This window comes from Allostreptomyces psammosilenae, assembly GCF_013407765.1.
Taxonomy (GTDB): Bacteria; Actinomycetota; Actinomycetes; order Streptomycetales; family Streptomycetaceae; genus Allostreptomyces; species Allostreptomyces psammosilenae.
In genome coordinates this window covers 1,737,323-1,762,748 of sequence record NZ_JACBZD010000001.1, presented here as the reverse complement: position 1 = coordinate 1,762,748, position 25,426 = coordinate 1,737,323, and the positions used below count along the sequence as shown (strand labels likewise).

General features: G+C 75.7%; 23 protein-coding genes. 12 read left to right on the top strand and 11 right to left on the bottom strand.

Annotated features, from left to right (window positions below; all coding sequences use genetic code 11):
• Nucleotides 1–51: 51 nt before the first annotated feature.
• On the bottom strand, nucleotides 52–354 hold the full coding sequence (locus FHU37_RS07020) for an urease subunit gamma (protein ID WP_179813342.1): 303 nt from the start codon (nucleotides 352–354) through the stop codon (nucleotides 52–54).
• A 423-nt stretch (nucleotides 355–777) separates the two neighbouring features.
• Here FHU37_RS07020 and FHU37_RS07015 point away from each other — a divergent pair, with 423 nt between their 5' ends.
• Complete coding sequence (locus tag FHU37_RS07015) at nucleotides 778–1,341, top strand: NUDIX domain-containing protein (protein WP_179813341.1); 564 nt, start codon at nucleotides 778–780, stop codon at nucleotides 1,339–1,341.
• A 56-nt stretch (nucleotides 1,342–1,397) separates the two neighbouring features.
• Here the strand turns inward: FHU37_RS07015 and FHU37_RS07010 are convergent, their stop codons facing one another.
• Both FHU37_RS07010 and FHU37_RS07005 read right to left on the bottom strand, forming a co-directional pair.
• The gene (locus tag FHU37_RS07010) at nucleotides 1,398–2,273 is read right to left on the bottom strand and encodes an acyl-CoA thioesterase domain-containing protein (RefSeq protein WP_179813340.1); all 876 of its coding nucleotides are present in this window, start codon (nucleotides 2,271–2,273) and stop codon (nucleotides 1,398–1,400) included.
• 959 nt (nucleotides 2,274–3,232) lie between these two features.
• Entirely contained in the window at nucleotides 3,233–4,150 is a 918-nt protein-coding gene (locus FHU37_RS07005) for an EamA family transporter (RefSeq protein WP_246450537.1), read from the bottom strand.
• 447 nt (nucleotides 4,151–4,597) lie between these two features.
• Between FHU37_RS07005 and FHU37_RS07000 the strand changes: the two genes are divergently transcribed.
• The gene (locus FHU37_RS07000) at nucleotides 4,598–4,744 is read left to right on the top strand and encodes a hypothetical protein (protein WP_179813338.1); all 147 of its coding nucleotides are present in this window, start codon (nucleotides 4,598–4,600) and stop codon (nucleotides 4,742–4,744) included.
• Nucleotides 4,745–4,753: 9 nt separating this feature from the next.
• Entirely contained in the window at nucleotides 4,754–5,005 is a 252-nt protein-coding gene (locus FHU37_RS06995) for a hypothetical protein (RefSeq protein ID WP_179813337.1), read from the top strand.
• Between the two features lie 223 nt (nucleotides 5,006–5,228).
• Here FHU37_RS06995 and FHU37_RS06990 read toward each other — a convergent pair whose 3' ends face one another.
• The 4 genes from FHU37_RS06990 to FHU37_RS06975 form a co-directional block, all read right to left on the bottom strand.
• Nucleotides 5,229–6,164: an ADP-ribosylglycohydrolase family protein gene (locus FHU37_RS06990; protein WP_179813336.1), complete on the bottom strand. Its 936-nt coding sequence runs from the start codon at nucleotides 6,162–6,164 to the stop codon at nucleotides 5,229–5,231.
• A gap of 141 nt (nucleotides 6,165–6,305) precedes the next feature.
• A complete protein-coding gene (locus tag FHU37_RS06985; protein WP_312892473.1) occupies nucleotides 6,306–6,935 on the bottom strand; it encodes a lytic polysaccharide monooxygenase in 630 nt (209 codons plus the stop codon).
• A 235-nt stretch (nucleotides 6,936–7,170) separates the two neighbouring features.
• On the bottom strand, nucleotides 7,171–7,734 hold the full coding sequence (locus FHU37_RS06980; protein ID WP_179813334.1) for a GNAT family N-acetyltransferase: 564 nt from the start codon (nucleotides 7,732–7,734) through the stop codon (nucleotides 7,171–7,173).
• 206 nt (nucleotides 7,735–7,940) lie between these two features.
• Nucleotides 7,941–8,366, bottom strand: coding sequence for an OsmC family protein (locus tag FHU37_RS06975; protein WP_179813333.1), 426 nt, complete (start codon nucleotides 8,364–8,366; stop codon nucleotides 7,941–7,943).
• Between the two features lie 155 nt (nucleotides 8,367–8,521).
• Here FHU37_RS06975 and FHU37_RS06970 point away from each other — a divergent pair, with 155 nt between their 5' ends.
• Complete coding sequence (locus FHU37_RS06970) at nucleotides 8,522–10,003, top strand: serine hydrolase domain-containing protein (RefSeq protein WP_312892472.1); 1,482 nt, start codon at nucleotides 8,522–8,524, stop codon at nucleotides 10,001–10,003.
• 112 nt (nucleotides 10,004–10,115) lie between these two features.
• On the opposite strand, the gene FHU37_RS06965 is transcribed toward FHU37_RS06970, so the two are convergent.
• Entirely contained in the window at nucleotides 10,116–10,664 is a 549-nt protein-coding gene (locus tag FHU37_RS06965; RefSeq protein ID WP_179813332.1) for a hypothetical protein, read from the bottom strand.
• A 179-nt stretch (nucleotides 10,665–10,843) separates the two neighbouring features.
• On the opposite strand from FHU37_RS06965, the gene FHU37_RS06960 reads away from it, so the two are divergent.
• Complete coding sequence (locus FHU37_RS06960) at nucleotides 10,844–11,521, top strand: uracil-DNA glycosylase (protein WP_179813331.1); 678 nt, start codon at nucleotides 10,844–10,846, stop codon at nucleotides 11,519–11,521.
• A 66-nt stretch (nucleotides 11,522–11,587) separates the two neighbouring features.
• Here FHU37_RS06960 and FHU37_RS06955 read toward each other — a convergent pair whose 3' ends face one another.
• Nucleotides 11,588–12,658 carry an alpha-hydroxy acid oxidase gene (locus FHU37_RS06955; RefSeq protein ID WP_179813330.1) on the bottom strand — a complete coding sequence of 357 codons (1,071 nt, stop codon included), beginning with the start codon at nucleotides 12,656–12,658 and terminating at the stop codon, nucleotides 11,588–11,590.
• A gap of 104 nt (nucleotides 12,659–12,762) precedes the next feature.
• Here FHU37_RS06955 and FHU37_RS06950 point away from each other — a divergent pair, with 104 nt between their 5' ends.
• From FHU37_RS06950 to FHU37_RS06940, 3 genes are all read left to right on the top strand, one after another.
• Entirely contained in the window at nucleotides 12,763–14,097 is a 1,335-nt protein-coding gene (locus FHU37_RS06950) for an aminotransferase class I/II-fold pyridoxal phosphate-dependent enzyme (RefSeq protein ID WP_179813329.1), read from the top strand.
• Nucleotides 14,098–14,467: 370 nt separating this feature from the next.
• Entirely contained in the window at nucleotides 14,468–15,136 is a 669-nt protein-coding gene (locus tag FHU37_RS06945; protein ID WP_179816089.1) for a lysophospholipid acyltransferase family protein, read from the top strand.
• A gap of 104 nt (nucleotides 15,137–15,240) precedes the next feature.
• Complete coding sequence (locus tag FHU37_RS06940) at nucleotides 15,241–16,314, top strand: hypothetical protein (RefSeq protein WP_179813328.1); 1,074 nt, start codon at nucleotides 15,241–15,243, stop codon at nucleotides 16,312–16,314.
• Between the two features lie 39 nt (nucleotides 16,315–16,353).
• On the opposite strand, the gene FHU37_RS06935 is transcribed toward FHU37_RS06940, so the two are convergent.
• Nucleotides 16,354–16,851, bottom strand: a complete 498-nt coding sequence (locus FHU37_RS06935) for a MarR family winged helix-turn-helix transcriptional regulator (RefSeq protein WP_179813327.1) — start codon at nucleotides 16,849–16,851, stop codon at nucleotides 16,354–16,356.
• 61 nt (nucleotides 16,852–16,912) lie between these two features.
• Between FHU37_RS06935 and pip the strand changes: the two genes are divergently transcribed.
• Nucleotides 16,913–17,899, top strand: coding sequence for a prolyl aminopeptidase (gene pip, locus FHU37_RS06930; protein WP_179813326.1), 987 nt, complete (start codon nucleotides 16,913–16,915; stop codon nucleotides 17,897–17,899).
• 193 nt (nucleotides 17,900–18,092) lie between these two features.
• The gene (gene thrS, locus FHU37_RS06925) at nucleotides 18,093–19,322 is read left to right on the top strand and encodes a threonine--tRNA ligase (protein WP_218903961.1); all 1,230 of its coding nucleotides are present in this window, start codon (nucleotides 18,093–18,095) and stop codon (nucleotides 19,320–19,322) included.
• 71 nt (nucleotides 19,323–19,393) lie between these two features.
• On the opposite strand, the gene FHU37_RS06920 is transcribed toward thrS, so the two are convergent.
• Entirely contained in the window at nucleotides 19,394–20,041 is a 648-nt protein-coding gene (locus FHU37_RS06920; RefSeq protein WP_218903960.1) for a MarR family winged helix-turn-helix transcriptional regulator, read from the bottom strand.
• 119 nt (nucleotides 20,042–20,160) lie between these two features.
• Here FHU37_RS06920 and FHU37_RS06915 point away from each other — a divergent pair, with 119 nt between their 5' ends.
• Nucleotides 20,161–22,125 (top strand): ABC transporter ATP-binding protein, encoded by a 1,965-nt coding sequence (locus FHU37_RS06915; protein ID WP_179813324.1) that lies wholly within the window; start codon nucleotides 20,161–20,163, stop codon nucleotides 22,123–22,125.
• A gap of 362 nt (nucleotides 22,126–22,487) precedes the next feature.
• A complete protein-coding gene (locus FHU37_RS06910) occupies nucleotides 22,488–25,400 on the top strand; it encodes a glycoside hydrolase family 2 TIM barrel-domain containing protein (protein ID WP_179813323.1) in 2,913 nt (970 codons plus the stop codon).
• The last annotated feature ends 26 nt before the right edge of the window (nucleotides 25,401–25,426 follow it).

The window sequence follows — 25,426 nt, the reverse complement described above, 5'->3', positions numbered from 1 at the left end:
GGTCGGTGGCGTCGTGGGGTGGGTCCGGGGCGGGGGCGGGGTGCCGTGCGGTCACACGATCGGGTCGTGCACGGTGACCAGCTTGGTGCCGTCCGGGAAGGTCGCCTCGACCTGCACGTCGTGGATCATCTCGGGGATGCCCTCCATGACGTCGTCGCGGGTGAGCACCTGGCGCCCCTTCTCCATGAGTTCGGCGACGCTGAGCCCGTCGCGCGCGCCCTCGAGCACGAAGGAGGTGATCAGGGCGACCGCCTCGGGATGGTTGAGCTTGAGGCCGCGCTCCTTGCGGCGCCTGGCCACGTCCGCTGCCACGTGGATGAGCAGGCGTTCCTGCTCGTGCGGGGTCAGTCGCATGCTCACACCTCGAAGGTCGCGCCGCGCCCTCGCCGGTGGTCGGAACCGACGACGGGACCGGTCAAGATCGGTCTCCGTACGCTATCCACGGAACGTAAGGAGCACATTTCTTGTCAGTCAAGCGGCCGTAAACCACCAGGTAGCCGCCGTGCGCCCCGGCTGACCCGGGGCCGCCGGGCCACCACCACCGGACGGTCAGTCGCCCGGCTCGGCCCGGCGCCGGTGCCGGTGCTGGTGCCCGCACCTCGACCAGCGGTCCCATGGCGTTGGAGCCGACCCCGTAGCGGGCGGGCCCGATGTGGGTGTGCTCGCCAGGGTGGATCGAGGAGGTGATGGCGACGCCCCCGCTGCCGACTACCCATCGGTAACCATCCGTGGTGGGGAGCGCACGGCGCACGCGGGGGCGCGCGGTAGCGTGGGGCGATGACGACCGAACGTGGAACCGCCGCCCCGCACGCCGGGGGCACCCCCACCGGGGCGACCGCCTCGGGGGCCCGACCCGACCTGCTGGAGCACGACGCCTGGCTCGCCACGCTGCCGACCTTCCACGCGGCCGCCGCGGCGCTGATCACCGACCCGCTGGGGCGGGTGCTCGTGGTCAAGCCGAACTACCGGCCGGGCTGGAACCTGCCGGGCGGGGTGATGGAGGGCGACGAACCACCCCACGCGTGCTGCCGCCGGGAGGTGGCCGAGGAGGTGGGCCTGGACGTCACACCGGGTCGGCTGCTGGTCGTGGACTGGGTGACGCCGCGTCCGGGCGCCCGGGGCTGGTTCGGCTACGTCTTCGACTGCGGGACGCTGGCGGACCCGTCGGCCATCCGCCTGCAGGAGGAGGAGCTCGACGCCTACGCGTTCAAGCCGGTGGAGGAGGCCGTGGAACTGCTGCCGGAGTACAAGGCGGCGCGGCTGCGGGCGGCGGTCGAGGCCGCCGCGCGGGGGACGACGGCCTACCTGCACGGCGGTACGCCGGTCGCGGCGTCGTCCTGACCCCGGCGGCGCCGGTCGCGGTGCTCAGCCCGGTCGCGGCTCAGCCCGGTCGCGGCTCAGCCGGTCGCCCGCACCGGGGTGGCGGCGAGCCGCCGGGTGTGCCGGGTGAGGGCGAGCAGCCGGCCGTGCTCGCTCCACAGCTGACCCTCCTCCAGCGCCCAGCCGCCGCCGGCGTGCACGGTGCGCAGCCGGGCCAGGGCCCAGCCCGCGGCGAGCTGACGCCCGCCGGCCGGCCAGGCGTCGGTGTAGTGGAGGGTCAGCTCGCGGCTGTCCACCGAGCGGGGGACGTCCACGCTGCGGTACAACGCCGGCGGCAGGGCGTCGGCCAGCACCGCGGCGGCCGGCGGGTCGAGCGGCCGCCCGTCCCGGAACCGCACCCACGCCTGGAGCCAGCCGTGCCGTCCGGACGCGCCGGGGCCGCCCGACCCGGCGGGCCCACCGGTCCCGCCGGACCTTCCGAGCGCCGCGCCGTCGGGGACGGTGCCGGGGGGCGCCTCGGCGGGGCGGAACTCCACCAGCGCCGCCATCGGCACGCCCTCGGTGGACAGCACCGCCTCGGGGCAGCGGGCCGGCTCCACCACCCGCGGGGCGGTGGGGCCGAGGAGCCGCGGGCCGGAGTACTTGGCGCCCAGGACCGCCGTGGCCAGCAGCACCGGCTGCCCGCCCTGGAGCCCGCGCAGGGTGACCGTGCGGGAGTCGTCCTCGGCCCGCCCGGCGGTGGCGGTGACCTCCATCGCGCCGGGCTCGGGATGGGCGGGCACGCACAGTGACAGGCTGCGCGGCACATGCCCGGCGCCCGTCGTGGCCGCGACCTTCGCGGCGGCGATCCGCAGGGCCACGGCGGCCAGGTGACCGAGGTGGGCCTGGTTCCAGGCCCACCAGTCCGGCTCCAGCACCACCAGCCGGGCCGGCTGCGCGACCACCCGGCTCACGCCGGCTCTCCCACGCCGCCCTCGCGCCGCTCGTCCATTCCACGCCCCTCCTCGGCCGCCACGCCGTTCCACGCTGTTCCACCGCCCGGACCCCGCCGCTGGGGCGAGCCGCCCCGGACCTGCCGCCCGGGTGACCGCTCGGACCCCACAGCACGGCCCCACAGCACGGCCCCGCCGCACGGGCCCGCTGCCCGGGTGACCGCACGGACGCGCCGCACGGGTGAGCCGCCGCCTCGCTCACCCGTCGATCCGCCGGGCGGACGGCCCGGCCCCACCGGCCCGGCGTGGAAGACGACCGTAGACGCATCCCACCGAGCGGCCACCGGCGACGCGCCGCTGACCCCCACAACCCGTCCGGCCCGCGTGCCGGATCCGGGTGCCACCAGCCGATCGGCCGGCCCGGCCCGTCAACCGACCGGACCGCCGTCGCCCTTCCGGCCGCCCAACCCGCGGCGCGCCCCGGGGATCTCCCTCCGGCTCAACGAGCAAGGCACCAACCACCCGCGGACTCACCGCGGCCTGTTCCTCCCCGCCCCTGTCCTCCCCTTGTCCTCCCCGCCCCTGTCCTCGCTGCCCGCAGCACCACACACCCGAGGCACCGCACACCCGCCGCCCCCACCCTCCCCCCGAACCCCCCATAGGGGGGATTTGAGGTCCCCTTTCTCAGGATCCCACGGGGAGAAGACCGACCGCAGTGGTGAATCGTGCGGCTGTGGATAACTCGGGGCCTCTGGGGCGTGTGAGGGCTGTGCATATCTGTACAGCATGTGAGGTTTACGCGTAGCTCTGAAAAACATGAGGCTTTGACATCCCTCTGAGGTGCGTGAGTTCTTACATACCTCTGGCGCACATGAGGTTCAGAGATATTGCTGAGGTGTATGAGGTTTCCGTATACCTCTGAGGCTTGCGGGAGCCGCGGATCCGCGCACCACCGGGAACGCCCCCCACGGGCGCCGGGCTCAGCCATCCGCCCCCTCCTCCGCGGCCGGCCGCGAGCGCGGGCCGGCGTCGGCGGGCCGCCCGGAGCGGACGGCGCCCGCGCCGGCGACCACCACCAGGGCGATGGCCAACGACTGCCAGGCGCCGAGGGCCTGGTCGAGCACCAGCCATCCGGCCAGCGCCGCCACGGCCGGCTCCAGGCTCATCAGCACGCCGAACGTGCCCGGGGAGAGCCGGCGCAGCGCCATCAGCTCCAGGGTGTAGGGCAGCACCGAGGACAGCAGGGCCACGCCGGCGCCCAGCAGCAGCACCCGGGTGTCCAGCAACGCCGCCCCGGCGTCCACGACCCCGAACGGCAGCACGGCCACGGCGCCGATCGCCATCGCCAGGGCCAGGCCGTCCGCCCGGGGGAACCGCGCCCCGGCGCGGGCCGCCAACAGGATGTAGGCCGCCCAGCAGGCGCCGGCGAGCAGGGCGAAGCCCACGCCCAGCGGATCGAGGGAGCCGGCGTCGCCGGCGGTGCCGGCCTCGCCCAGCAGCAGCACCCCCGTTCCGGCCAGCGCGACCCACACCAGGTCGACCAGCCGGCGGGAGCCCACCACGGCCAGCCCCAGCGGCCCCAGGAACTCCAGGGTCACCGCGACGCCCAGCGGCACGCGGTCGATGGCCTGGTAGAAGGACGCGTTCATCGCGGCCAGCGCCAGGCCGAAGGAGATCACCACCGCCCAGTCCCGCCGGCCGTACCCCCGCACGGCGGGGCGGGCCACGGCGAGCAGCACCACGGCCGCGACGCCGAGGCGCAGCGTCACCACGCCGAGCGGGCCGGCCATCGGGAACAGCGAGGCCGCCAGGGCCGCCCCGAACTGCAGGGAGAGCGCCCCGGCCAACACCAGGGCCACCGCACCACCCCGGCCACCGGGCGCGGAACGGGACGGCAGCCCTCGGGGGCGGGTGGGCCGGGTCGGCCGGGTCCGGTGGTTCGGCTGGTGCGGCCGATTCGGCTGGTGCGGGGTGTGTGGATCGTCAGGCACGAGACCGCACGCTACGTCCCCACCCCGCGACGGCCCAACGCGCCCATGCCGGACTGCGCGCTCCCCCGGCGCGTGATTCGATGGACGGAGGCGACCAGCCGGCCACGGGGGACGGGCGGCGCCGGGCCGTCCGCCGTGTCGCCTTCCGACCGCGCAGCAACGACGGGACGAAGCCATGGCCCCGAGCATCGCCAAAGCAGCCTCGGTATCCCTCGCCGTCGCCGCACTCACCGGGCTGGTCAGGCGCAGCTCCGGCAACCGGGAGTGCGTGAGATGGGCGAAGAAGGACTACTGCCAGGACGTCGGCTACGAGGACTGCTTCAAGGCCTACACGAACTGCAAGCAGGAGCAGAAGTGATCAACGACAGGGCGGTCACCGTGGCGCTCTGTCTGGCGGCGTTGGCCGCCGGCGGGCTCGCCGTCCGGAGTGTCAGGAGCGCCGGCCGCGAGGACTGCGTGACCTGTGGCGAGAAGACCTACTGCTACTACGAGCCGGAATAGCCGACGCTCATGAACAAGACCAGGGCGGTCACCGCGGCCCTCTCGATGGCCGCGGCCCTCGCCGGACTGACCAACCGGAGCAGCGGCGAGGACGACTACTACGTGATCTGTGACGGGAAGAAGTACCTCCGGGACAGGGGGTTCTGGGGAGCGCGGTTCTGCGTGGAGAAGTGCACGAACGATCCGAAGAACGCGGGCAAGAAATGCGACTGCGCGGGCGGCGGGCCGTTCCGGCCGACGTTCCGGCGGAGCCGGTCGTGACACCGGGTGGTCGTCGGCGAGGTCGTCGTCCCGTCACCGGCGCGGGTGATCTCCTCGCGCTGCTCACCGCCAGGCTCGGCATCCGTCCGAAACGTTCCTGCGGCTGTGCCCGGCGCCGACGCCGGCTCAACCGCGCGGTGCCGTTCGGCCGTCGTCCACGGTTCGGCGCGCGCCGCTGACGGCGCCCGGCGCCGCCTCCAGCCCACGCCCGTGGGGCGCTACCCTACGAGCCCTCCTCCACCCACTCCGGCAGTGGTTCGCGCCGGGCCAGCCACTCGGGCGGGACGGCGTCGAGCCCGGTGCGCGCCGCGACGACGCCGCCGGCGATGGCGCAGGTGGTGTCGACGTCCCCCAGCCCTTCGGCGGTCGCCCACAGCGCCTCCACCAGGTCGTCGAGGTGGCGTGCGGCGCACCACAGGGCGAACGGCACGGTGTCGTCGGCCCGGATCCGTGCTCCGCTGCCGAGTACGTGGGCCGCCCCCTGCGGGGTGGTCTCCGGTGGCAGCGCGGCGGCGCGGAGCAGGCCGGCGCGCACCCCGCCGCCCGGGGTCCGCTCGGCCACCTGGCGCAGCAGCGCGTCGGGGCGCGGGGTGGGCTGGTCCCGTCGGGCGGCGAGGGCCGCCGCGAGCGCCACGGCGACCGCGCCGGCGACGCCGTCCGGGTGGGCGTGGGTCACCTCCGCCGACCGCGCCGCCTGCTCGGCGACGCGCTCCAGGTCGGCGCGGAACCAGGCCCCGAGCGGCGCCACCCGCATCGCGGCGCCGTTGCCCAGGCTGCCCTGACCGCCGAACAGGCCGCGTGCCGCCTCCCGCCAGGCCGACGGTTCCTCGGCCAGCCGCGGCAGCAGGTCGTGCATGCCGCTGCCGTACCCCCGCGCGGGGTCGGCGGTGAAGAGCCGGCCGAAGGTGCGGGCCAGGTCGGTCTGGTCGATCTCGCCGTGGGTGTCGAGCACCCGCCAGACGCCGAGCGCCAACGCGGTGTCGTCGGTCCAGGGCCAGTGGTCGTCCCCGGGGAGTCGGCGGGCCCGGATGTCGGTCACCCGCGGGCGGCCGTGGCGGAACAGCGGGAACCAGCGTTCGCCGAAGGCGTCGCCGAGCGCGAGCCCGTGGATGCTGTCGCGGGCGGCGCTGCGGTCGGCGGCGCGGTCGGGGCTGGTCATGGGTTCATGCTGCCAGCCGGCCGGTCCTCCCCGCATCCGCGTTCGGGGGAGCCGTCCGGCGGGTGGGTGCGCGGGCCGCGGGAACGCCGAAGGGGGACGGGGCCGGGGGCGCCAGTGCCCCCGGCCCCGTCCCGGTCACCGTCAGCCGGTGAAGTTGACGTCGCTGCAGAAGTAGTACGACTGGTCGAGGTGGCTGGCCTGCCACACCGTGTAGACGATGTGGTGCCCGGTGCGGCCGGGGGCGTTCACCGTGACGGGGGTCGTGGTGCCGGTCGGGATCCGGCCCGTCTGGCTGACCAGCTCCAGGTCGCTCCACCGCAGTCGCTGGGTGGTCGGGTCGAAGCCCTGCTTGGTGACGTAGACGCGGATGTAGTCGGCGCCGTGCGACGACTGGTCCAGCAGGTTGAGCGTGAACCGGTTGGGCTTGTTCACGGTCTTCCAGGCGCCGGGCACGTCCAGGGCGGCGTAGCGGCCGTTCTGGGTCAGGCCGCCGCTGCACAGCTGCCCGTCCGGGACGGCGGCCTGGTGGTTGCCGCCGACACCGTCGCGCAGCAGGCCGTTCCAGTTCCACATCGCGGAGGGGTCGGACCGCCACGCCTGGTAGCACATCGGGTCCTGGGTGGCCATCTCCGGCGCCTGCCAGTTCTGGGCCCACCGCTGGTAGCAGCCGTAGTGGCGAGCGGGCGGGTCGCTGACGGAGCCGTGCGCGGAGGCGCTGCCGGTGGCGACGGTCATCAGCAGTGCCAGGGAGGCCCCCAGCACCGCTAACACGCGCCGAACAGTGGTCTTGCCGATGGAGACCATGGAGTACCGCCACATCTGGGTTGGTCGGAGGACACTGGCGGGGCGCGATTGCCGCCAGCGTTGTCGGAGTACTGACAACAACGCGCCCGTGAGAGCGCTCCCATAATGCTGTGAGAGCGCTCCCATGCCCGAGGGTAACGAAGGCCCCGTCGGCTGTGAACCCCTCGGGAAGCCGCCTCGGATGGATCTTCCGCGCGGGTGATCAGCGGTTTTCGCGGTCGGCCCGGTACCGGCGGACGCCCGGCCCGGGGGTCGTGTAGTGGTACATCTCGGCGTCCGCGCCGATACGCACCATGCCGGCCTTCTCCAGCACCCGCTGGGACGCCGCGTTCGCGTGCTCGGTGATCGCCACCACCCGGCGGACGGCCGGTAACGCCAGCACGGCGGTGAGCAGCGCGACCAGCGCCTCGGTGGCGAGTCCGCGGCCCTCCGCCCCGGGCACCAGGCCGTAGCCGACCTCCACCGCGTCCTCCTCGGCCACCTCGAACAGGCCGATCCCGCCGATCGTCTCGCCGGTCTCCAGCAGCACCAGCTCGTACGGCAGGCGCCAGGGGGCGGCGGCGTCTGCGGGCTGCCGCAGGTAGTGGTCGGCGACGTCCTGGTCGTCGTCGCGCGGGAACCCGGCGGCCCAGCGCCGCCCGCGCGGATCGGCGGCGACGATGGCGCGCGCCACCTCGGGGGTGTAGGGGCGCAGCAGCAGTCGCGGGGTGCGCAGGGCGGACGGCCCCGGCGGAGCCGGGCGGACGGCCGGATCGGCGGAGACCACCAGCGCATCGTGCCGCACGCCGCGGTGGGCGCGGAAGGTCGCACCGCCGGTTCGGGGCGGCCGTCGCGGGGCCCGGCGGGGTCGCGGGGTGCGCGGCCGCACGCTGCGTGGGGTGCGCGGCGGCGGGGCGGAGGCCCCCGCCCGGTGCGGCCGGGCGGGGGCTGCGGTCAGGCCCGCGCGGGGCCGGGCCGGTGTCGCGGGCCGCCTCAGGCGAGCGCGGCGTCCAGCGTGATGGTGGTGCCGGCGAGCGCCTGGCTGACCGGGCAGTTCTTCTTGGCCTCCTCGGCGGCGGCCACGAAGCCGTCGTTGTCCAGGCCCTCCACGGTGGCGCGCACCGTGATGTGGATGCCGGTGATGCCCTGGCCGGGCTGGAAGGTCACCTCGGCCTTGGTGTTGATGGTCTGCGGGGGGTTGCCCGCCTTGGTCAGGCCGTTGGACAGCGCCATCGAGAAGCAGGACGAGTGGGCCGCCGCGATGAGCTCCTCGGGGCTGGTGCGCCCGTTCGGCTCCTCGGCGCGCGCCGGCCAGCTCACCTCGTAGCTGCCCAGGCCGGAGGAGTCCAGGGTCACCGTGCCCTTGCCCTCGAAGAGGGTGCCTTCCCAGTCGGTGTGCGCGGTGCGAACCGTCGCCATCTTTCGTTACTCCTTCGTGTCCTCGGATCGGCCCGGTGACGGTTCGTCCGTCGCCGGTGCCGCCCCCTACCCAACCACGCCGGTGCCGATCTCTCCATCGCGGGATCACCGTGGCTACGATCGGCGCGTTCGCCGTCGTCCTTCGAGGAGGTCCCGTGACGTCTGCCGCGGCCTGGTCCGTACCACCGCAGGGCCGTGGCCCGGAACCCCTGCTGCCGGAGACGGAGCGGGCGCTGCTGCACCGTCTGGCCGTGGAGCAGGCCCGCGCCCGGGTGCCGTCGCTGGTGGCGGGCCTGGTGCGGGACGGTCACCTGCTGTGGCACGGGGTGCGCGGCGACGTCGACGGGCTGCCGCCGGGTCCGCGCACCCAGTACCGCGTGGGTTCGCTGACCAAGACCTTCGTGGCGGTGCTGGTCATGCAGCTGCGGGACGAGGGGCTGCTGGCGCTGGACGAGCCGCTGGGCCGGCACCTGCCGGAGGCCGCGTCGCCGGGCGTGGCCGAGCTGACCGTGGCGTCGCTGCTGTCGCACACCTCCGGGCTGACCGCCGAGCCGCCCGGTCCGTGGTGGGAGCGCAGCCCGGGGACGGGGTGGCCGGAGCTGGACGCCCGGTTGGCGGGCGCGCCGCCGGTGCGGGCGCGTCAGGACGCGGCGTTCCACTACTCCAACCTGGGCTTCGCGCTGCTGGGCCGGCTGGTGGAGCGGTTGCGCGGGGCGCCGTGGGAGGAGGTGCTGCGTGAGCGGATCTGCGCGCCGCTGGGTCTGCGGGACACCACGGTGACGGCGCGGCCGCCGCACGCGCACGGCCTGGCGGTGCACCCGTGGGCGGACGTGACGCTGCCGGAGCCGGCGGACAACGACACGGCGGCGATGGCGCCCGCCGGGCAGCTGTGGTCGACGGTGCCGGACCTGGCCCGCTGGATCGCCTTCCTGGACGGTGACACCGGCGGGGTGCTGGCGCCGGCCACGCTGGCGGAGATGCGGGCGCCGGTGAGCGCGGTGGACGGCGACGGCGACGGATGGGGGCTCGGGCTTGCGCTGGCCCGGGTGGACGGGGCACGGCTGGTCGGGCACTCCGGTTCGATGCCGGGGTTCGTGGCCGGGTTGTGGCTGGACGTCGCCGAGCGGACCGGGGTGGTGTTCCTGGCGGACGCGACGAGCGGGGTGAACCGCCTCCTCGCCACCGACCTGCTGCGGATCGTGCGGGAGCGGCAGCCGCGGGTGCCGGACGTGTGGAGCCCGCTGCCGTCCGGGACGGTGCCGCCGGCGCTGCTGGAGATCACCGGTCCCTGGTACTGGGGGCCGGCGCCGCACGTGCTGCGGTTGCGGACCGGGGCGTGGGACGGGGCGGCGTGGCCGGATCCGGCGCCGGCCGGGGGCGGGTTGGTGCTGGAGCTGAGCCCGCTCGGGGCCGGCGGCCGGGAGAGCCGGTTCCGCCCGGTGGGTGGGGCGGTGGCCGGGGAGGGCGACACGGAGTGGGTCGGCCTGGACGGCTACCACGCCGGGGAGCGGCTGCGGGTGGTGCGCGCCGGGGACGGGTCGGTGACCCACCTGGAGGTGAACACCTTCGTCTACACGCGGCGCCCCTACGACCCGGCGGCGCCGCTGCCGGGCGGGGTGCGCCCGTGGCGGCTGTGAGGCGGCACGGCGTCGGGGGCGGCGCGGACCGGTTGGTTCCGGTTCCGCGCCGCCCCCGTCCGAGGCCCCGGGCGGCGTGGGTGGCCGGCGTGGGCGGGGCGCCTCGCGCGTCCTAGAAGGCCACCTGGAAGGGCCGGGTGGAGGTCAGGTCGGAGTCGTCGGGCCCGGCGGCGCGCTGGCCGTTGGGCGCGCCGTCGACGCCGGTGCCGAGCGGGCGGCGGCGCGGTTCGCCGCGGTCGGCGCCGCCGGTGGCCGGGCCGCCCGCGGGTCGGGGCGCGGGTCCGGCGGCGGGCGTCCGCTGGGGCTGGGCGCCGAGGGGGCGGCGCGGTCCGCCGGGGCGGTCGTCCCCGGGGCGGCGGGGGCCGGGGATGCCGGGCTGGCCGGTGGGCCCGGCGCTACGCGGGCCGGCGGGGGCGCCGGGCGCGGGGTGTCCCGGCGCCGCGGGGCCGTGCGGGCGCATGCCCTGTGGGGCCGGCTGCGGGGCCGCGGCCGCGCGCTGCTGGAGGCGCTCGGTGAGGGCGCGCTCGGGGTACCAGGGGGTCATCTCGACGTCGATCGGCGGGAGGTGGGGGACACCCTTCTCCGCCACCAGCGCGTCGTACACCGGGGTGGCCGACCGCTCCTCGGATCGGCTGCCCTCCGTATCGGTTGAATTGGACATGGGCCACACGCTACGACGCACCCCGGTGCCGTTGGCAAAGCAGGACGGCCGGATGTGATTCTTCCCGCACTGCCGTGCCGACCCCTTCCCACGGGCGCCGTCGGCGGTCACGGAGGGTGCGGGAGGGCCGTCCGCCGCCGGGCTGCGGCAGCAGACGATCCTTCAGTAGGGTGGCCGCCGTGAGTGGGCGTCCGTTGCACGAGATCGTCGAAGAGGGCTGGGCCAAGGCGCTGGAGCCGGTGGCCGGCCGGGTGGCCGAGATGGGGAACTTCCTGCGGGCCGAGATCGCCGCGGGGCGCGGCTATCTGCCCGCGGGGAAGGACGTGCTGCGCGCGTTCACCCAGCCGTTCGACGACGTCCGGGTGTTGATCGTCGGGCAGGATCCGTATCCGACCCCGGGTCACGCCGTTGGCCTCAGTTTCTCGGTGGCTCCCGAGGTTCGGCCGATTCCGGCCAGCCTGGTGAACATCTTCCGGGAGTACGGCAACGACCTGGCGTTGCCCCCGCCGTCGAACGGCGACCTCACCCCGTGGGCGCGTCAGGGCGTGCTGCTGCTGAACCGGGCCCTGACGACGGCGCCGCGCCGCCCGGGCGCGCACCGGGGCAAGGGGTGGGAGGAGGTCACCGAGCAGGCGATCCGGGCCCTGGCGGGCCGGGGCAAGCCGATGGTGGCGATCCTGTGGGGGCGGGACGCGCGGAACCTGCGTCCGCTGATGCCCGGTGTGCCGTGCATCGAGTCCGCGCACCCCAGCCCGATGTCGGCGGATCGCGGGTTCTTCGGCTCGCGTCCGTTCAGCCGGGCGAACCAGCTGCTCGCCGAGCAGGGGGCGCCGCCGGTGGACTGGCGTCTTCCCTGAGCCGCTCGGGGACGGCGGTGGGCGGTCCGCGCGGTGGGCGCGCCCCGCTCACCGCCGTCCGGCCGCTCAGGTGCCGGGGTCGAACAGCAGGTCGGGGCCGATCTCCGCGCAGGTCGGCGCGCCGGTGAGGGCCATGGCGCCGGCGAGTTCGGCGGTCAGCCGCCCCAGCACGTCGGCGACGCCTCCCGAGCCGCCGGTGGCCAGGCCCCACAGCACGGGCCGGCCGACGAAGACCGCGCGGGCGCCCAGGGCGAGCGCCACCAGCACGTCCTCGCCGCGGCGCAGCCCGCTGTCGACGTAGGTCTCGGCGGGGGCGCCGTCCGGCCCCCGCTCCTCGGCCAGGGCGGCGGCGACCTCCGGCAGGGCCCGGGCGGCGGGAACCGAGCGGTCCAGCTGCCGGCCGCCGTGGGTGGAGACCACCACGCCGGCGGCGCCGGCGGCCACGCAGCGCCGCGCGTCGTCGCCCCGCAGCACCCCCTTGACCAGCACCGGGAGTCCGGACAGCTCCCGGAGCCAGCCGATGGTGTCCGGACCGATGTCGGGGGCGGTGGCGGTGGCGTCCGCGGGCAGCGCGGTCAGGTCGATGCCGTGGAAGTTGGCGCGCCGGTTGGCCCGGCTCTCGTCGGCCCAGGAGGTGGGGTCGGCCACGCCTTCGCGCCGGCCCACCACCGGGAGGTCCACGGTGAGCAGCAGCGCCCCGGCGCCGGCGGCGCTCGCCCGGCGGACCAGCTCGGCGGTCAGGCCGCGGTCGCGCATGACGTAGACCTGGTACCACCAGGGGGCGCCGCCGGCGGCGATGTCGGCGAAGCGCACGCCGGTGTTGGTGGAGACGCCGACCAGCGAGCCGACGGCGGCGGCGCCCTTGGCCGTCTCCGCCTCCCCGCCGGGGTGGGCCGCCACCTGCTGGGCGGTGGGGGCGGCCAGAACGGGGGTGTCGACGGGGGTGCCGAGGACGGTGGTCGCGGTGCTGATCCGGGAGACGTCGCGGAGCACGCGCGGGCGCAGCCGCGGCCGTGCCCAGGCGGCGAGGTCCTCGCGCAGCGTGGTCTCGGTGCCCGCGCCGCAGCGGAAGTAGTCGTGGACGTAGTCGGGCAACCGCGCGGCCGCCTGCTGTTCGAGCTGCTCCAGCCATCCCATGGCACGATCATGTCGCGCCGGTGCCGGGGCGGGTCAAGGCCGCCGGCTTCCGGCGGAGGCTCCGGCGGAGCCCGGCCGGCGTTGAACTAGTGCATACTGGGCCCGTGTCAGCGAGCTACCGTTTCCGCGGCAACCGGGCGGCGGAGATCGCCGCCGACGTCGAGCGCGCCGTGGCGGACGGGGAACTGGATCCCGGGCAGTCGCTGCCGCCGCTGCGCGAGGTGGCGCGGGAGCTGGGCGTCAACCCGAACACCGTGGCGGCGGCCTACCGGCTGCTGCGGGACCGCGGGGTGGTGGAGACCGAGGGCCGGCGCGGCACCCGGGTGCGGGCGCGGCCGCGGACCACGGCGCGGGACCAGATGCGGGTCGCGGTGCCGGAGGGGGCCCGCGACCTGTCCGGCGGGAACCCGGACCCGGCGTTGCTGCCCTCCCACACCCAGGCGCTGGCCGCCGCCGCCCGCCGGTACGCGGAACGGCCGGTGCTGTACGGCGCCGGGCAGGAGAGCCCGCTGCTGACCGAGGTGGCGCGGGCCCGCTTCCGGGCCGAGGGCGTCGCCGCCGACCATCTGGCCGTGACCTCGGGCGCGCTGAACGCCGTCGAGCTGCTGCTGTCCGCCTGGACCCGCCCCGGGGACGGGGTGGCCGTGGAGGATCCGGGGTGGACCGCGCTGCTCGACCTGCTGCCGGCCCTGGGGCTGCGCACGGTGCCGATGGCGGTGGACGACGCCGGCCCGCGGGTGGAGGCCGTCGAGGCCGCCCTGGCCTCGGGGGCGCGCGCCCTGGTGCTGACGGCCCGGGCGCACAACCCGACCGGCGCGGCCGTCACGGCGGAGCGCGCCGAGCGGCTGCGCGCCGTGCTCGCCGCCCACCCCGACGCGCTGCTGATCGAGGACGACCACGGACACGGCATCGCCGGGGTGCCCCTGCACACCGTCACCGGGGCCGGGCCGCGCTGGGCCGCGGTCCGCTCCGCGGCCAAGGCCCAGGGCCCCGACCTGCGGGTGGCCGCGGTGGCCGCGGACCGGCGGACCGCGGACGCGCTGCGCGGTCGCCAGCGGCTGGGCGCCGGCTGGGTGAGCCACCTGCTCCAGGACACCGTCGCCGAGCTGTGGCGGGCGCACGACCCGGAGCGGGTGCGCGCGGTGGCGTCCGCGTACGACGAGCGCCGCGCCGGCCTGGTGGAGCTGCTGCGCCGCCAGGGCGTGGCGGCGCACGGCCGCACCGGGATGAACGTGTGGGTGCCGTGCGACGACGAGACGGGCGCGGTGACCAGGCTGCTGGCCCGGGGCTGGGCGGTGGCCCCCGGAGCCCGGTTCCGGCTCCGCTCGCCGCAGGGGCTGCGGGTGACGATCTCGCCGCTGCGGGTGGCGGAGCTGCCGCGGCTGGCCGAGGACCTGGCCGAGGCGCTGCGTCCCCGCGGCCAGACGCGCCTCGGCTGAGCCGGCCCCGGTGAGCTCGGCTCGGCTCGGCCGGACCGGCGCCGCCCACGGCCCGCCCGATGGGGCGTCACCAGGGCGTTCGGCCGGGGGCGCGGCGCGCGCGAGGCCGTGCCGGCGGCCGGGCGGCGACCGCGACGGGGGACCTGACACCGAGTGCCATCCTGTCGGCTCCTACAATGATCCGCGGTCCGGGTTGTGAGCATCCGACACCGTGGGCGGATCGGTGATCCGCCAGGCTCGCGGTGGGGTGGCACGCGACGGTCCGCCGTGGCGTCCACCGCCGGCGGTGCGCCGCGGCGCGCACGCCGCCGGTCCCGCGCCGGCGCGGGACCGGACCGGTCGTCCCTGCGAGTGATGTCGAGAGGTGTCCGTGCTGTACCAGGCGGTGAGAGCGGTCGGTGGCCCGGCCGCCCGGCTGCTGTTCCGACCGCGGGTGGAAGGGCTGCACAACATCCCCCGCACCGGCCCGGTGATCCTCGCGAGCAACCACCTCTCGTTCATCGACTCGGTGGTGATCCCGCTGATCGTGCCGCGCCGGGTCGCCTTCCTGGCGAAGGCGGAGTACTTCGAGGGGACGGGGCTGCGCGGCCGGGCCAAGCGCGCCTTCTTCGGCGGGGTGGGCAACATCCCGGTGCAGCGCAACGACCAGCGCGGCGCCCTGGCCTCGCTGGAGATCGCCATGGGGGTGCTGCACGACGGCGGCGCCTTCGGCATCTACCCGGAGGGCTCGCGTTCCCGGGACGGGCGGCTGTACCGCGGGCGGACCGGCGTCGGCTGGCTGGCCCTGGCCTCCAAGGCCCCGGTGGTGCCGGTGGGCCTGATCGGGACGGACCGGATGCAGCCGGTGGGCAGCAACCTGCCGCGGTACCACCGGATCACCGTGCGCTTCGGCGAGCCGATGGACTTCTCCGCGCACGTGGGCCGCCGGGACGTCGGCAAGGCCCGCCGGGAGGTCACCGACGCCGTCATGTCGGCGATCCACGAGCTCTCCGGCCAGGAGTACGCCGGCGTCTTCAACGAGCACGCCACCGCCGAGTGAGCGGCCGGGGCCGCTCGGCGGCACCGCGTCGGGAACGATTCTGACGCGCCGTCACAACGATCCGCGCACTCCCCCGGCCGGGCGCTGCGCCGACGCTCCCGGCTGTGCCACACTTCGCGGCCATGGGCGTGCGCAACTTCTTCAGCACCCTGCGCGTGGTGCGCCACTACGACCACGTCGGCGGTGACCTGGTGCCGGACGCGTCGGTGCTCCTCGACGTGCCCGACGACGTCCGGCTGGCCGCCGCCGTGGTCTCCGCCCGCGGGGGCGACTGGCGCCCGGCCGCCGCCGTGCTGGCGGCGAACCGCTCCGGGCCGGACTGGGACGCGCGGGGCGAGCAGGCGGCCGCGCTGGCCGCCGCCGCCATCGAGGACGACGCCTGGCTGCGCGAGTGGCTGCGCGAGCAGCCGGGGGATCCGGACGCCCTGCTGGTCCGGGCCACCTGCGCGGTGGAGGCCGCGTGGCGGGCGCACGGCTGGGCGGGGACCGCGCCGCGGGCCCCGGGCGACGGCTCGGCCGAGCACTTCGCGCGCTTCCTGGAGCTGCTGGAGGCGGCCGAGCCGGCGCTGAAACGTGCCTGCGCGGCCAACCCGCCCGACCCCAACCCGTGGTGCCTGCGCCTGCGGCACGCCGTGGGCACCGGCGCCTCGCGCGCCGAGTTCGACCGGCTCTGGTTCGAGGCGGTCAGCCGCGCCCGGCACCACGCCGGGGCGCACGCCGCCGCCCTGCTGTACCTGTCCGCCCGCTGGCACGGCTCGCACGACGAGATGTTCGCCTTCGCCGAACGCGGCGCGGCGGGCGCGTCCGAACGCTCGCCGCTGGCGCTGCTGCCGCTCCAGGCCGAACTGGAGTTCGCGGTCAGCGGCACGGGCGGCCCGCGGGCCTGGCGGCGCCCCCAGGCCCTGGAGGCCACCGACCGGCTGCTCGCCCTGCTCCCGCCGCGCGGTCCGGCCCTGCTGGCGGACCCCTGGCCGGCCCGGAACCTGCTGGCCTGCCTGCTCACCCGTCAGGAGCGCTACGAGGAGGCGCTGGACCAGTTCCGCGCCATCGGCGGGCACGCGACGCGCTACCCGTGGGCCTACTTCGGCGAGCCCAGGGCCGCCTTCCTCAGCGCCCGGGACGACACCCGGATGTTCCTCGCCGCCCAGATCCCGCTGCTCCGCCCCCCGGGCGGCTGACCGCCCCCGCGCCCCTCCCCCGCCGTGGCGCGGGACCGCTCAGCACGGCTCGCCGGGGAGCAGGTCCGGGGCCGCGTCGGCGACGCGCTGCCGCATCGGGCGGCGGCGCAGGGCGGCGAGCGCCTCCTCGACCAGCCGGCTGAGCGGGTACGACAGCTCGGCCTCGAACTCGGCGGCGGCGGTCGCGGTGGCCCGCCACTCGGCGTCCAGCGTGGGCAGCAGGGACTCGGCCCGCGGGGTGAGCCGGACGATGCGCTGGCGCGCGTCCTCGCCCGGGGCGAGCTCCACCAGTTGCTCCCTGGCCATCTGGGCCACCGTCTGGCTCGCCGCGGAATGGCTCACGCCGGTGGCGCGCGCCAGGTCGCGGATGGAGGAGGGGCCCGAGGCGGCCAGCGTGCGGATGACCGGGGTGAAGCGCGGGCGGAAGCCCTCCAGGCCGAGGTCGGCGTAGACGGCGGCGACGTCGCCGTCCAGCAGTTCGAGCAGGTGGCGCAGGCGGGTCCCGAGGAGTTCCGGGCCGGGAGCGTTGGGTGTCATGCCTGCTAATGTAACAGCGCTTATATATGAGTGCTGTTACATCATTCGCGGAGGGACCCCGATGCCCGAGCTCCATCCACCGATCGAACCGTACGACCAGGGAACGCTGGACGTGGGCGACGGCAACCTCGTCCACTGGGAGGTCTGCGGCAACCCGGAGGGCAAGCCCGCGCTCGTGGTGCACGGCGGCCCGGGTTCGGGCTGCGGGCCCGGGGCCCGCCGCGCCTTCGACCCGGCCCGCTACCGGATCGTCCAGTTCGACCAGCGCGGCTGCGGACGCTCCACGCCGCACGCGAGCGATCCGGCCACCGACATGAGGCACAACACCACCTGGCACCTGGTCGCCGACATGGAACGTCTGCGCGCCCACCTCGGCATCGACCGCTGGCTGCTCTTCGGCGGCTCCTGGGGCTCCACGCTGATCCTGGCCTACGCCGAGACCCACCCGGAGCGGGTGTCCGAGATCGTCATCCCGGCCGTCACCATGACGCGGCGTTCGGAGATCGACTGGCTCTACCGGGGCGTCGGGCGGTTCTTCCCCGAGGCGTGGGAACGCTTCCGCGCGGGCGTGCCGGCCGACGCCGGGCTCCCGGAGGACGCCGGGGTCCCCGAACTCCTCGCCGCCTACGCCGACCTGATGGCGGACCCGGATCCACGGGTCCGGGAGCGGGCCGCCGCCACCTGGTGCGCGTGGGAGGACACGGTGGTCTCCCTGGAGGAGGGCGGCCGGGCCCGCCCCTACGGGGGGCGCCCCACCCCGGCCCGGCAGGCGCTGGTCCGGATCGCCGCGCACTACTTCTCCCACGCCGCCTGGCTGGAGGAGGGCGCGCTGCTGCGGGACGCGGGACGCCTGGCCGGCATCCCGGGCGTGCTGATCCACGGTCGGCTCGACCTGGGCAGCCCGCTCGTCACCGCCTGGGAACTGCTGCGGGTCTGGCCCGACGCCGAACTGGTGGTCGTCGACGACTCCGGACACCTGGGCAGCGACACGATGCGCGGGGCCACCATGGCCGCCCTGGACCGCTTCGCCGGGCGGCCGGTGGGCTGAGCCCGGGCGCGGTCGGAAACCGATCGCCCGCGCGTGGCGGTCGGTGCTAGCGTGGTGGGCATGCAGCGCGCTGGTATGACGACGACGCCGGAGAGTGTCCCGGCGCGCTGACAGCTGCCTGTCCGAAGCCCCGGGGCGAGTGCCCCGGGGCTTCGCCGTGCGGTCACTCGCCCCCCACCGCGAGGAGACCGCGATGTACGACCACCACAGACTCGGCCGCGAGCTCGAACTGTTCGGCACCGACCCGCTCATCGGCGCGGGGCTGCCCTACTGGCTGCCGGACGGCGCCGTCGTCCGGCACGTCCTGGAGGAGTACGTCCGCGACGTCGAACGGCGCGCGGGCTACCAGCACGTCTACTCGCCGGTGCTGGGCAAGCGGGAGCTGTACGAGGTCTCCGGGCACTGGTCGCACTACAGCGAGGACATGTTCCCCCCGATGGACCTCGGCGGGGAGCAGGTCGTGCTGCGGCCGAGCCTGTGCCCGCACCACGCGCTGATCTACCGCTCCCGCGCCCACAGCTACCGGGAGCTGCCGCTGCGGATGGCCGAGCTGGGGGGCATGTACCGCTCCGAACTCTCCGGGGTGCTCGGCGGGCTGACCCGGGTACGGGCCATCCAGCTGAACGACGCGCACGTCTTCTGCGCCCCGGAGCAGGTCGGCGAGGAGGCCCGGGCCGCCCTGGGGCTGATCGACCGGGCCTACCGGGCGCTCGGCATCCGCCCGGCCCGCTACCGGCTCTCCCTGCCCGGGCCGGGCGGGAAGTACGTCGCCGACCCGGACATGTGGCGACGGGCCGCCGCCGTGCTGCGGGAGGTGCTGGACGACTCGGGAGTGGACTACGAGGCCGCCGAGGGGGAGGCGGCGTTCTACGGTCCCAAGATCGACGTGCAGGTGGCGGACGGCGCCGGGCGCGAGGCCACCCTGTCCACCGTCCAGGTCGACTTCCACCAGCCGGAACGGTTCGACCTGCGCTACGTCGGCCCGGACGGCGCCCGGAAGCGGCCGGTGATGATCCACCGCAGCGTCATCGGCAGCGTGGAGCGGGCCGTCGCCCACCTCCTGGAGGTCCACGGCGGCGCCTTCCCGGCCTGGATCGCCCCCACCCAGCTGGTGGTCCTGCCGGTCTCCGAGGCGGAGCTGCCGCAGGCCGACGCGCTGCGGCGGCGGGCCGTCGACCAGGGGCTGCGGGCGCGCGTCGCCGGGCCGGAGGAGGGCACCCTGGGCGCCCGCGTGCGCGCCGCCCGGCTCGTGCCGTACCAGGCGGTGCTCGGTCCCAAGGAGGCGGCCGACGACCGGGTGGCCCTGCGGCTGCGCGACGGGCGCCGGCTCGACGCGCTCCCCGCCACCGAGGTGCTGGCCCGCGTCGGCGCCCTGGTCCGCGCCCACCGCCTCGACCTGTGGGACGCCGACGAGCGGGGCTGACCGGGCCCGCCGGCGGCACGCCGCCGCAACGCGCACCGGCCCGCCGCCGCAAGCGGGAGCGTCCCGGTTGGTCAGCCGAGGCGCTCCCCGGCCCCCTGCTCGCCCGCACCGCGGTGCTCACCGGCCGGGCGCCGCCCGTCCGCCGGGCGGTCCCGGTGGCAGGCCGCCCCGTCCAGGCCGGCGGCGACCCGCTGCAGCAGTTCCAGCAGTTGCTCCCGCTCCCCGGGGCTGAGCGGCGCGAACGCCTCCTGGAACACCTCGCGCCGCGCCTGCCGCATCCGCTGCTGGAGGTCGCGTCCGGCGTCGGTGAGCAGCAGCAGGGTGGAGCGCCGGCTGCTCGGGTCGGGGGTGCGGCGCACCAGGCCGGCCTGCTCCAGGGCGTCCACCAGCGTGGTGGCCGAGCGCGGCACGATCCCGAGGCGGTCCGCCAGCTCCACCATCCGCAGCGGGGCCGGCGCCGAGGCGACCATCCGCAGGGCGCGCTCCTGCGCCGGGGTCAGGCCGAGCGGGGACAGCCGCGGCACGTGGCGGCGGCGCAGCCGGTGGCTGATCCGGTGCATCGTCTCGCCGATCCGCACGGCCGCGCTGTCGGCGGTGGCGGCGGGCACCACCTCGTCGGTGTCGGCGGGGCCGGGCGCGGACGGGACACCGGGCGGGACCGTGGCGCCGGGGACGGCCGGGGTATCGGGCCGGCCGGTGTCCGGGCGGGACGGGGGCATGGGGCCTCCTTGGCGGCGAACGGAGGTACGACCCGGGGGCAGGAACAAAGAGTTAAGCTCGTTGTGAGTCTACCTCCGTATCAGTCGTCGCCCCGTCCGCCGCCCCGCTCAGGAGGGCCATGCACCCGCACGACTCCCCCACCCCCCTCCCGCCGGAGGAGGCGGACGCCTCCGCCCGGCGCCGCCCCGGCGAACTGCGCCGCATCGCCCGGCTCTTCCGCCCCTACCGGGGCCGGCTGGCCGTCGTCGGCGTCATGATCACCGCCTCCTCGGTGGTGTCGCTGGCCTCGCCCTTCCTGCTCCGCGAGGTGCTGGACACGGCGATCCCGCAGGCCCGCACCGGGCTGCTGGCCGCGCTGACGCTCGGCATGATCGGCGTCGCGGTCGCCACCGCCGTGCTCGACGTGTGGCAGACGTACCTGTCCACCACCGTCGGGCAGCGGGTCATGCACGACCTGCGCACCGGCGTCTACGCCCACCTGCAACGGCTCTCCCTCGCCTTCTTCACCCGCACCCGGGTCGGCGAGGTGCAGTCCCGGATCGCCAACGACATCGGCGGGATGCAGGCGGTGGTGACCAACACCGCCACGTCGATCGTCTCCAACGGGACGACGGTGCTGGCCACCGTGGTGGCGATGCTGGCGCTGAACTGGCGGCTGACCCTGTTCTCGCTGGCCGTTCTGCCCTTCTTCGTCTGGCTCAGCCGCCGGGTCGGCGCCGAGCGGCGCCGGATCACCTCGGAGCGGCAGCGCAAGATGGCGGCCATGTCCTCGCTGGTGCAGGAGTCGCTCTCGGTGAGCGGCGTCCTGCTGGGGCGCTCCATGGGCCGCTCCCCCGCCCTGGTGGAGCGGTTCGCGCGGGCCTCGGACGAGCTGGCGGACCTGGAGGTGCGCTCCAGCATGGCCGGGCGGTGGCGGCAGTCCACCGTGTTCATCACCTTCGCCGCGATGCCCGCGCTGATCTACTTCTTCGCCGGCTGGCAGCAGGCCGGCGGCTCGGGCGGCGCCGTCTCCACCGGAACGCTGGTGGCCTTCACCACCCTGCAGGCGCAGCTGTTCCGCCCGCTGGCGATGCTGCTGCGGGTGGGGGTGCAGGTGCAGAGCTCGCTGTCGCTGTTCAGCCGGGTCTTCGAGTACCTGGACCTCCCGGTGGACCTCACCGAGAAGCCGGACGCGCTCACGCTGCCGCGGGCCGGCGAGCGGCGGGTGCGCGGCGAGGTGCGGTTCACCGGCGTGGGGTTCCGGTACGCGGCGGCCGACCGCCCGGCCAGGCCCGACGGGCAGCCGGACGCGGAGCCCGACGGTGGCGGCGCCCTGCACGGGGTGGACCTGCACGTGCCCGCCGGCACGCGCCTGGCGGTCGTCGGACACACCGGATCGGGCAAGAGCACCCTGGCCTACCTCACCGCGCGCCTGTACGACGTGACCGAGGGCTCCGTCACCATCGACGGCGTGGACCTGCGGGACCTCACCTTCGCCTCGCTGGCCGACACCGTGGGACTGGTGGCCCAGGAGACCTACCTGCTGCACGCCTCGGTGGCGGAGAACCTGCGGTTCGCCAAGCCGGACGCCACCGACGAGGAGCTGGAGCGCGCCGCGCGGGCGGCGCACGTCCACGACGTGATCGCCGCGCTCCCCCAGGGCTACGACACCGTGGTGGGCGAGCGCGGCTACCGCTTCTCCGGCGGCGAGAAGCAGCGCCTGGCGCTGGCCCGGACGATCCTGCGCGATCCCCCGGTGCTGGTGCTGGACGAGGCCACCAGCGCCCTGGACACCCGCACGGAGCGGGCGGTGCAGCAGGCGGTGGACCGGCTCTCGACCGGCCGCACCACGATCACCATCGCCCACCGGCTCTCCACCGTGCGGGACGCCGACCAGATCGTGGTGCTGGAGCGGGGACGGGTGGTCGAGCAGGGGCGGCACGAGGAACTGCTGGCGGCCGGCGGGCGCTACGCCGAGCTGGTGGCCGCGGACCGCGCCGCCGAGCAGGCGGCCGCGGAGGCGGGCGACCTCGCCGCCGGGCGGGCGGGGCCCGGGGCGGGCGGGGGCGAACCGCGGGAGGGCGCGGCCGTCCCGGCGCGCTGACCGCCGGGGCGGCCCGGCGCGGCCGGGGAAGGCGGCCGGCGTCCGCGGCCGCTCCGCACCCGGCCGGGAACGGGATAGAAACCGTTTCCCCAAACGGCAAGAGCAGCTCACCGAGGCGGCCGGCGTTCGATTATCGCCGACTTCCCGGGCCAGTGCCGCCACCTACCGCGCGACACGCCTCGACAGTGTCTCAACCATGCCGTTTTCGCAGGTGAATGACGGTCCCCCAGAATCAGACCGGCGTTCGACTGGCCGATACCGGTTACCCCACCGAATTCCGTTGACCGGCCCAGAGCCCTCTTCTACGTTAGAGAACGGTTTCACCGAATCTCCCTCGCGAGCGAGAGGAACAGCGTCGCGTCATGACGAGCTACCTCACCGGGTTCGCCCCCGGTGCCGGCCGGCGTGAGCCCCGGGCGGGCTTCACTTCGGACGCCCCCCGCATCGAGCTGAACGGCCCGTGGCGGTTCCACCTGTCCCCCTCGGTCGCCGAAGCGCCGACGGGGGTGGCGGATCCGGAGTTCGACGACTCCGGCTGGGGTGAGCTCCCGGTGCCGTCGCTGTGGCAGATGCACGGCCACGGCTCGCCCGCCTACACCAACGTCGACTACCCGTTCCCGATCGAGCCGCCGTTCGTCCCGGACGAGAACCCGACCGGCGACTACCGCCGCGACTTCGAGGTCCCCGAGGGCTGGGGCGGCGACGGGGCCGCGGCGGTGCTGCGCTTCGACGGCGTCGACTCCTGCTTCACCGCCTGGCTGAACGGTCACGAGCTGGGCTTCTCGACGGGCAGCCGGCTGCCGACGGAGTTCGAGGTCACCGAGTACCTGCGGCCCGGCCGCAACGTGCTCGCCGTCCGGGTGCACCAGTGGTCGGCCGGCAGCTACCTGGAGGACCAGGACATGTGGTGGCTGTCCGGGATCTTCCGGGACGTCACGCTGCTCGCCCGTCCCGCCGGGGCGCTGGACGACTTCTTCGTGCACGCCGGCTACGACGCGGCCACCGGAGCGGGCACGCTGCGCGTGGAGACCAGCGTCCCGGCGCGGCTGACCGTCGCCGAGCTCGGCCTGGTGGACGTCCCCGCGGACGCCACCCACACCATCGCCGCCGTGCGGCCCTGGACGGCCGAGACGCCCCGGCTGTACCAGGCCGAGCTGAGCACCGCCGGGGAGCGCGTGCCGCTGCGGATCGGCTTCCGCACCGTCACGGTGGAGGACGGCCTGCTCAAGGTGAACGGCGAGCGGGTCCTGTTCCGGGGGGTCAACCGGCACGAGTGGCACCCCGAACACGGCCGCGCACTCAGCGAGGAGACCATGCGGGAGGACATCCTCCTGATGAAGCGGCACAACATCAACGCCGTACGGACCAGCCACTACCCGCCGCACCAGCGCTTCCTGGAGCTGTGCGACGAACTGGGCCTGTGGGTGGTGGACGAGTGCGACCTGGAGACGCACGGCTTCCTCTTCGTCGACTGGCGGGACAACCCCAGCGACGACCCGCGCTGGCGCGAGGCCTACCTGGACCGGATGCGCCGCACCGTCGAACGCGACAAGAACCACCCCAGCGTGATCATGTGGTCGCTGGGCAACGAGTCCGGCACCGGCCGCAACCTGGAGGAGATGGCCGCCTGGACCCGCCGGCGCGACCCGGACCGGCCGATCCACTACGAGCACGACTGGGACAGCCGCTACGTCGACGTCTACAGCCGGATGTACGCCTCGCACGAGGAGGTCGACGCGATCGGCCGCCGCGCCGAGGAGCCGCTCGAGGACGCCGGGGCGGACGCCCACCGCCGGGCACTGCCGTTCGTGCTGTGCGAGTACGCCCACGCGATGGGCAACGGCCCGGGCGGGCTGACCGAGTACCAGCGGCTGTTCGAGACCCACCCGCGCTGCCAGGGCGGCTTCGTGTGGGAGTGGATCGACCACGGCATCCGGCGCGGCGACCACTTCGCCTACGGCGGCGACTTCGGCGAGGAGCTGCACGACGGCAACTTCGTCACCGACGGCCTGGTCTTCCCGGACCGCACGCCCTCACCGGGCCTGGTCGAGTACAAGAAGGTGATCGAGCCGGTGCGGATCACCGCCGAGGCCGATCTGCTGCGCGTCACCAACCTGTACGACTTCCGCGACCTGTCCCACCTGTCCTTCGGCTGGACGCTGGAGGAGGAGGGCGTCGTCGTCGCGGACGGCACCCTGGAGCTCCCGGAGCTGCCCGCCGGCGCCAGCACCGAGCTGCCGGTGCCCCGGCTGCCCGAGACCACCGGGGAGAGCTGGCTCACCGTGCGCGCCGTGCTGGCCGAGGACACGCCCTGGGCGCCGGCCGGGCACGAGGTCGCCTGGGGCCAGGTGGCGGTGCGCCCCGCCCCCGGCGCCGCCTCCCCCGCCACCTCCACCACCGGCTCCACGCCCGTCTCCACGTCCGTCTCCACGTCCGGCGGCACGGGTGCCGCGGCCGGGCCGGTCACGCTCGGCCCGGGCACCTTCGACCGGCTGACCGGGCGACTCACCGCCATCGGCGGCCTCGCCCTGGACGGCCCGCGACTGGACCTGTGGCGGGCCCCCACCGACAACGACCGCGGCGGCTTCCCCGCCATGGAGAAGGTCTGGCGCGGCGTCGGCCTGGACCGGCTGCGCCACCGCGTGATCGGGATCGACCGGGAGGACGGCTCCCTGGTGGTCCGCACCCGGGTCGCCCCGGCGGCACGCGACATCGGCGTGCTGGCCACCTACCGGTGGAGCCTCGGCGCGGGCGACCGGCTCCGGCTCACCCTGGAGGTCGAGCCGCAGGGGCCGTGGCAGGTGCCGTTCCCCCGCCTGGGGCTGCGGATGGCCCTGCCGGCCTGGATCGACCGGGTGCGGTGGTTCGGGCGGGGCCCCGGCGAGGCGTACGCGGACAGCCGGCAGGCGGCCCGCGTCGGCCGCTTCGAGGCGAGCGTCGAGGAGCTGCAGACGCCGTACGTCTTCCCGCAGGAGAACGGCAACCGCGCCGACGTGCGCTGGGCGACGCTGACCGGCCCGCGCGGCGGCCTGCGCGTCACCGGCGAGCCGGTGTTCGACCTGACGGCGCGCCGCTGGACCAGCGAGGACCTGGACGCCGCCGCGCACACCGTGGACCTGGTCCCCGGTGACGCCGTGCACGTCAACCTCGACCTCGCCCAGCACGGCCTCGGAACGGCCTCGTGCGGCCCGGGCGTGCTCCCCGAGCACGCGCTGACCGCCCGCGCCGCGACGCTGACCGTGACCTTCGCCGAGGTGGCCGCCCCGACGGAGTGACCCGGGCCGGCCGGGGTCGGCGAGCG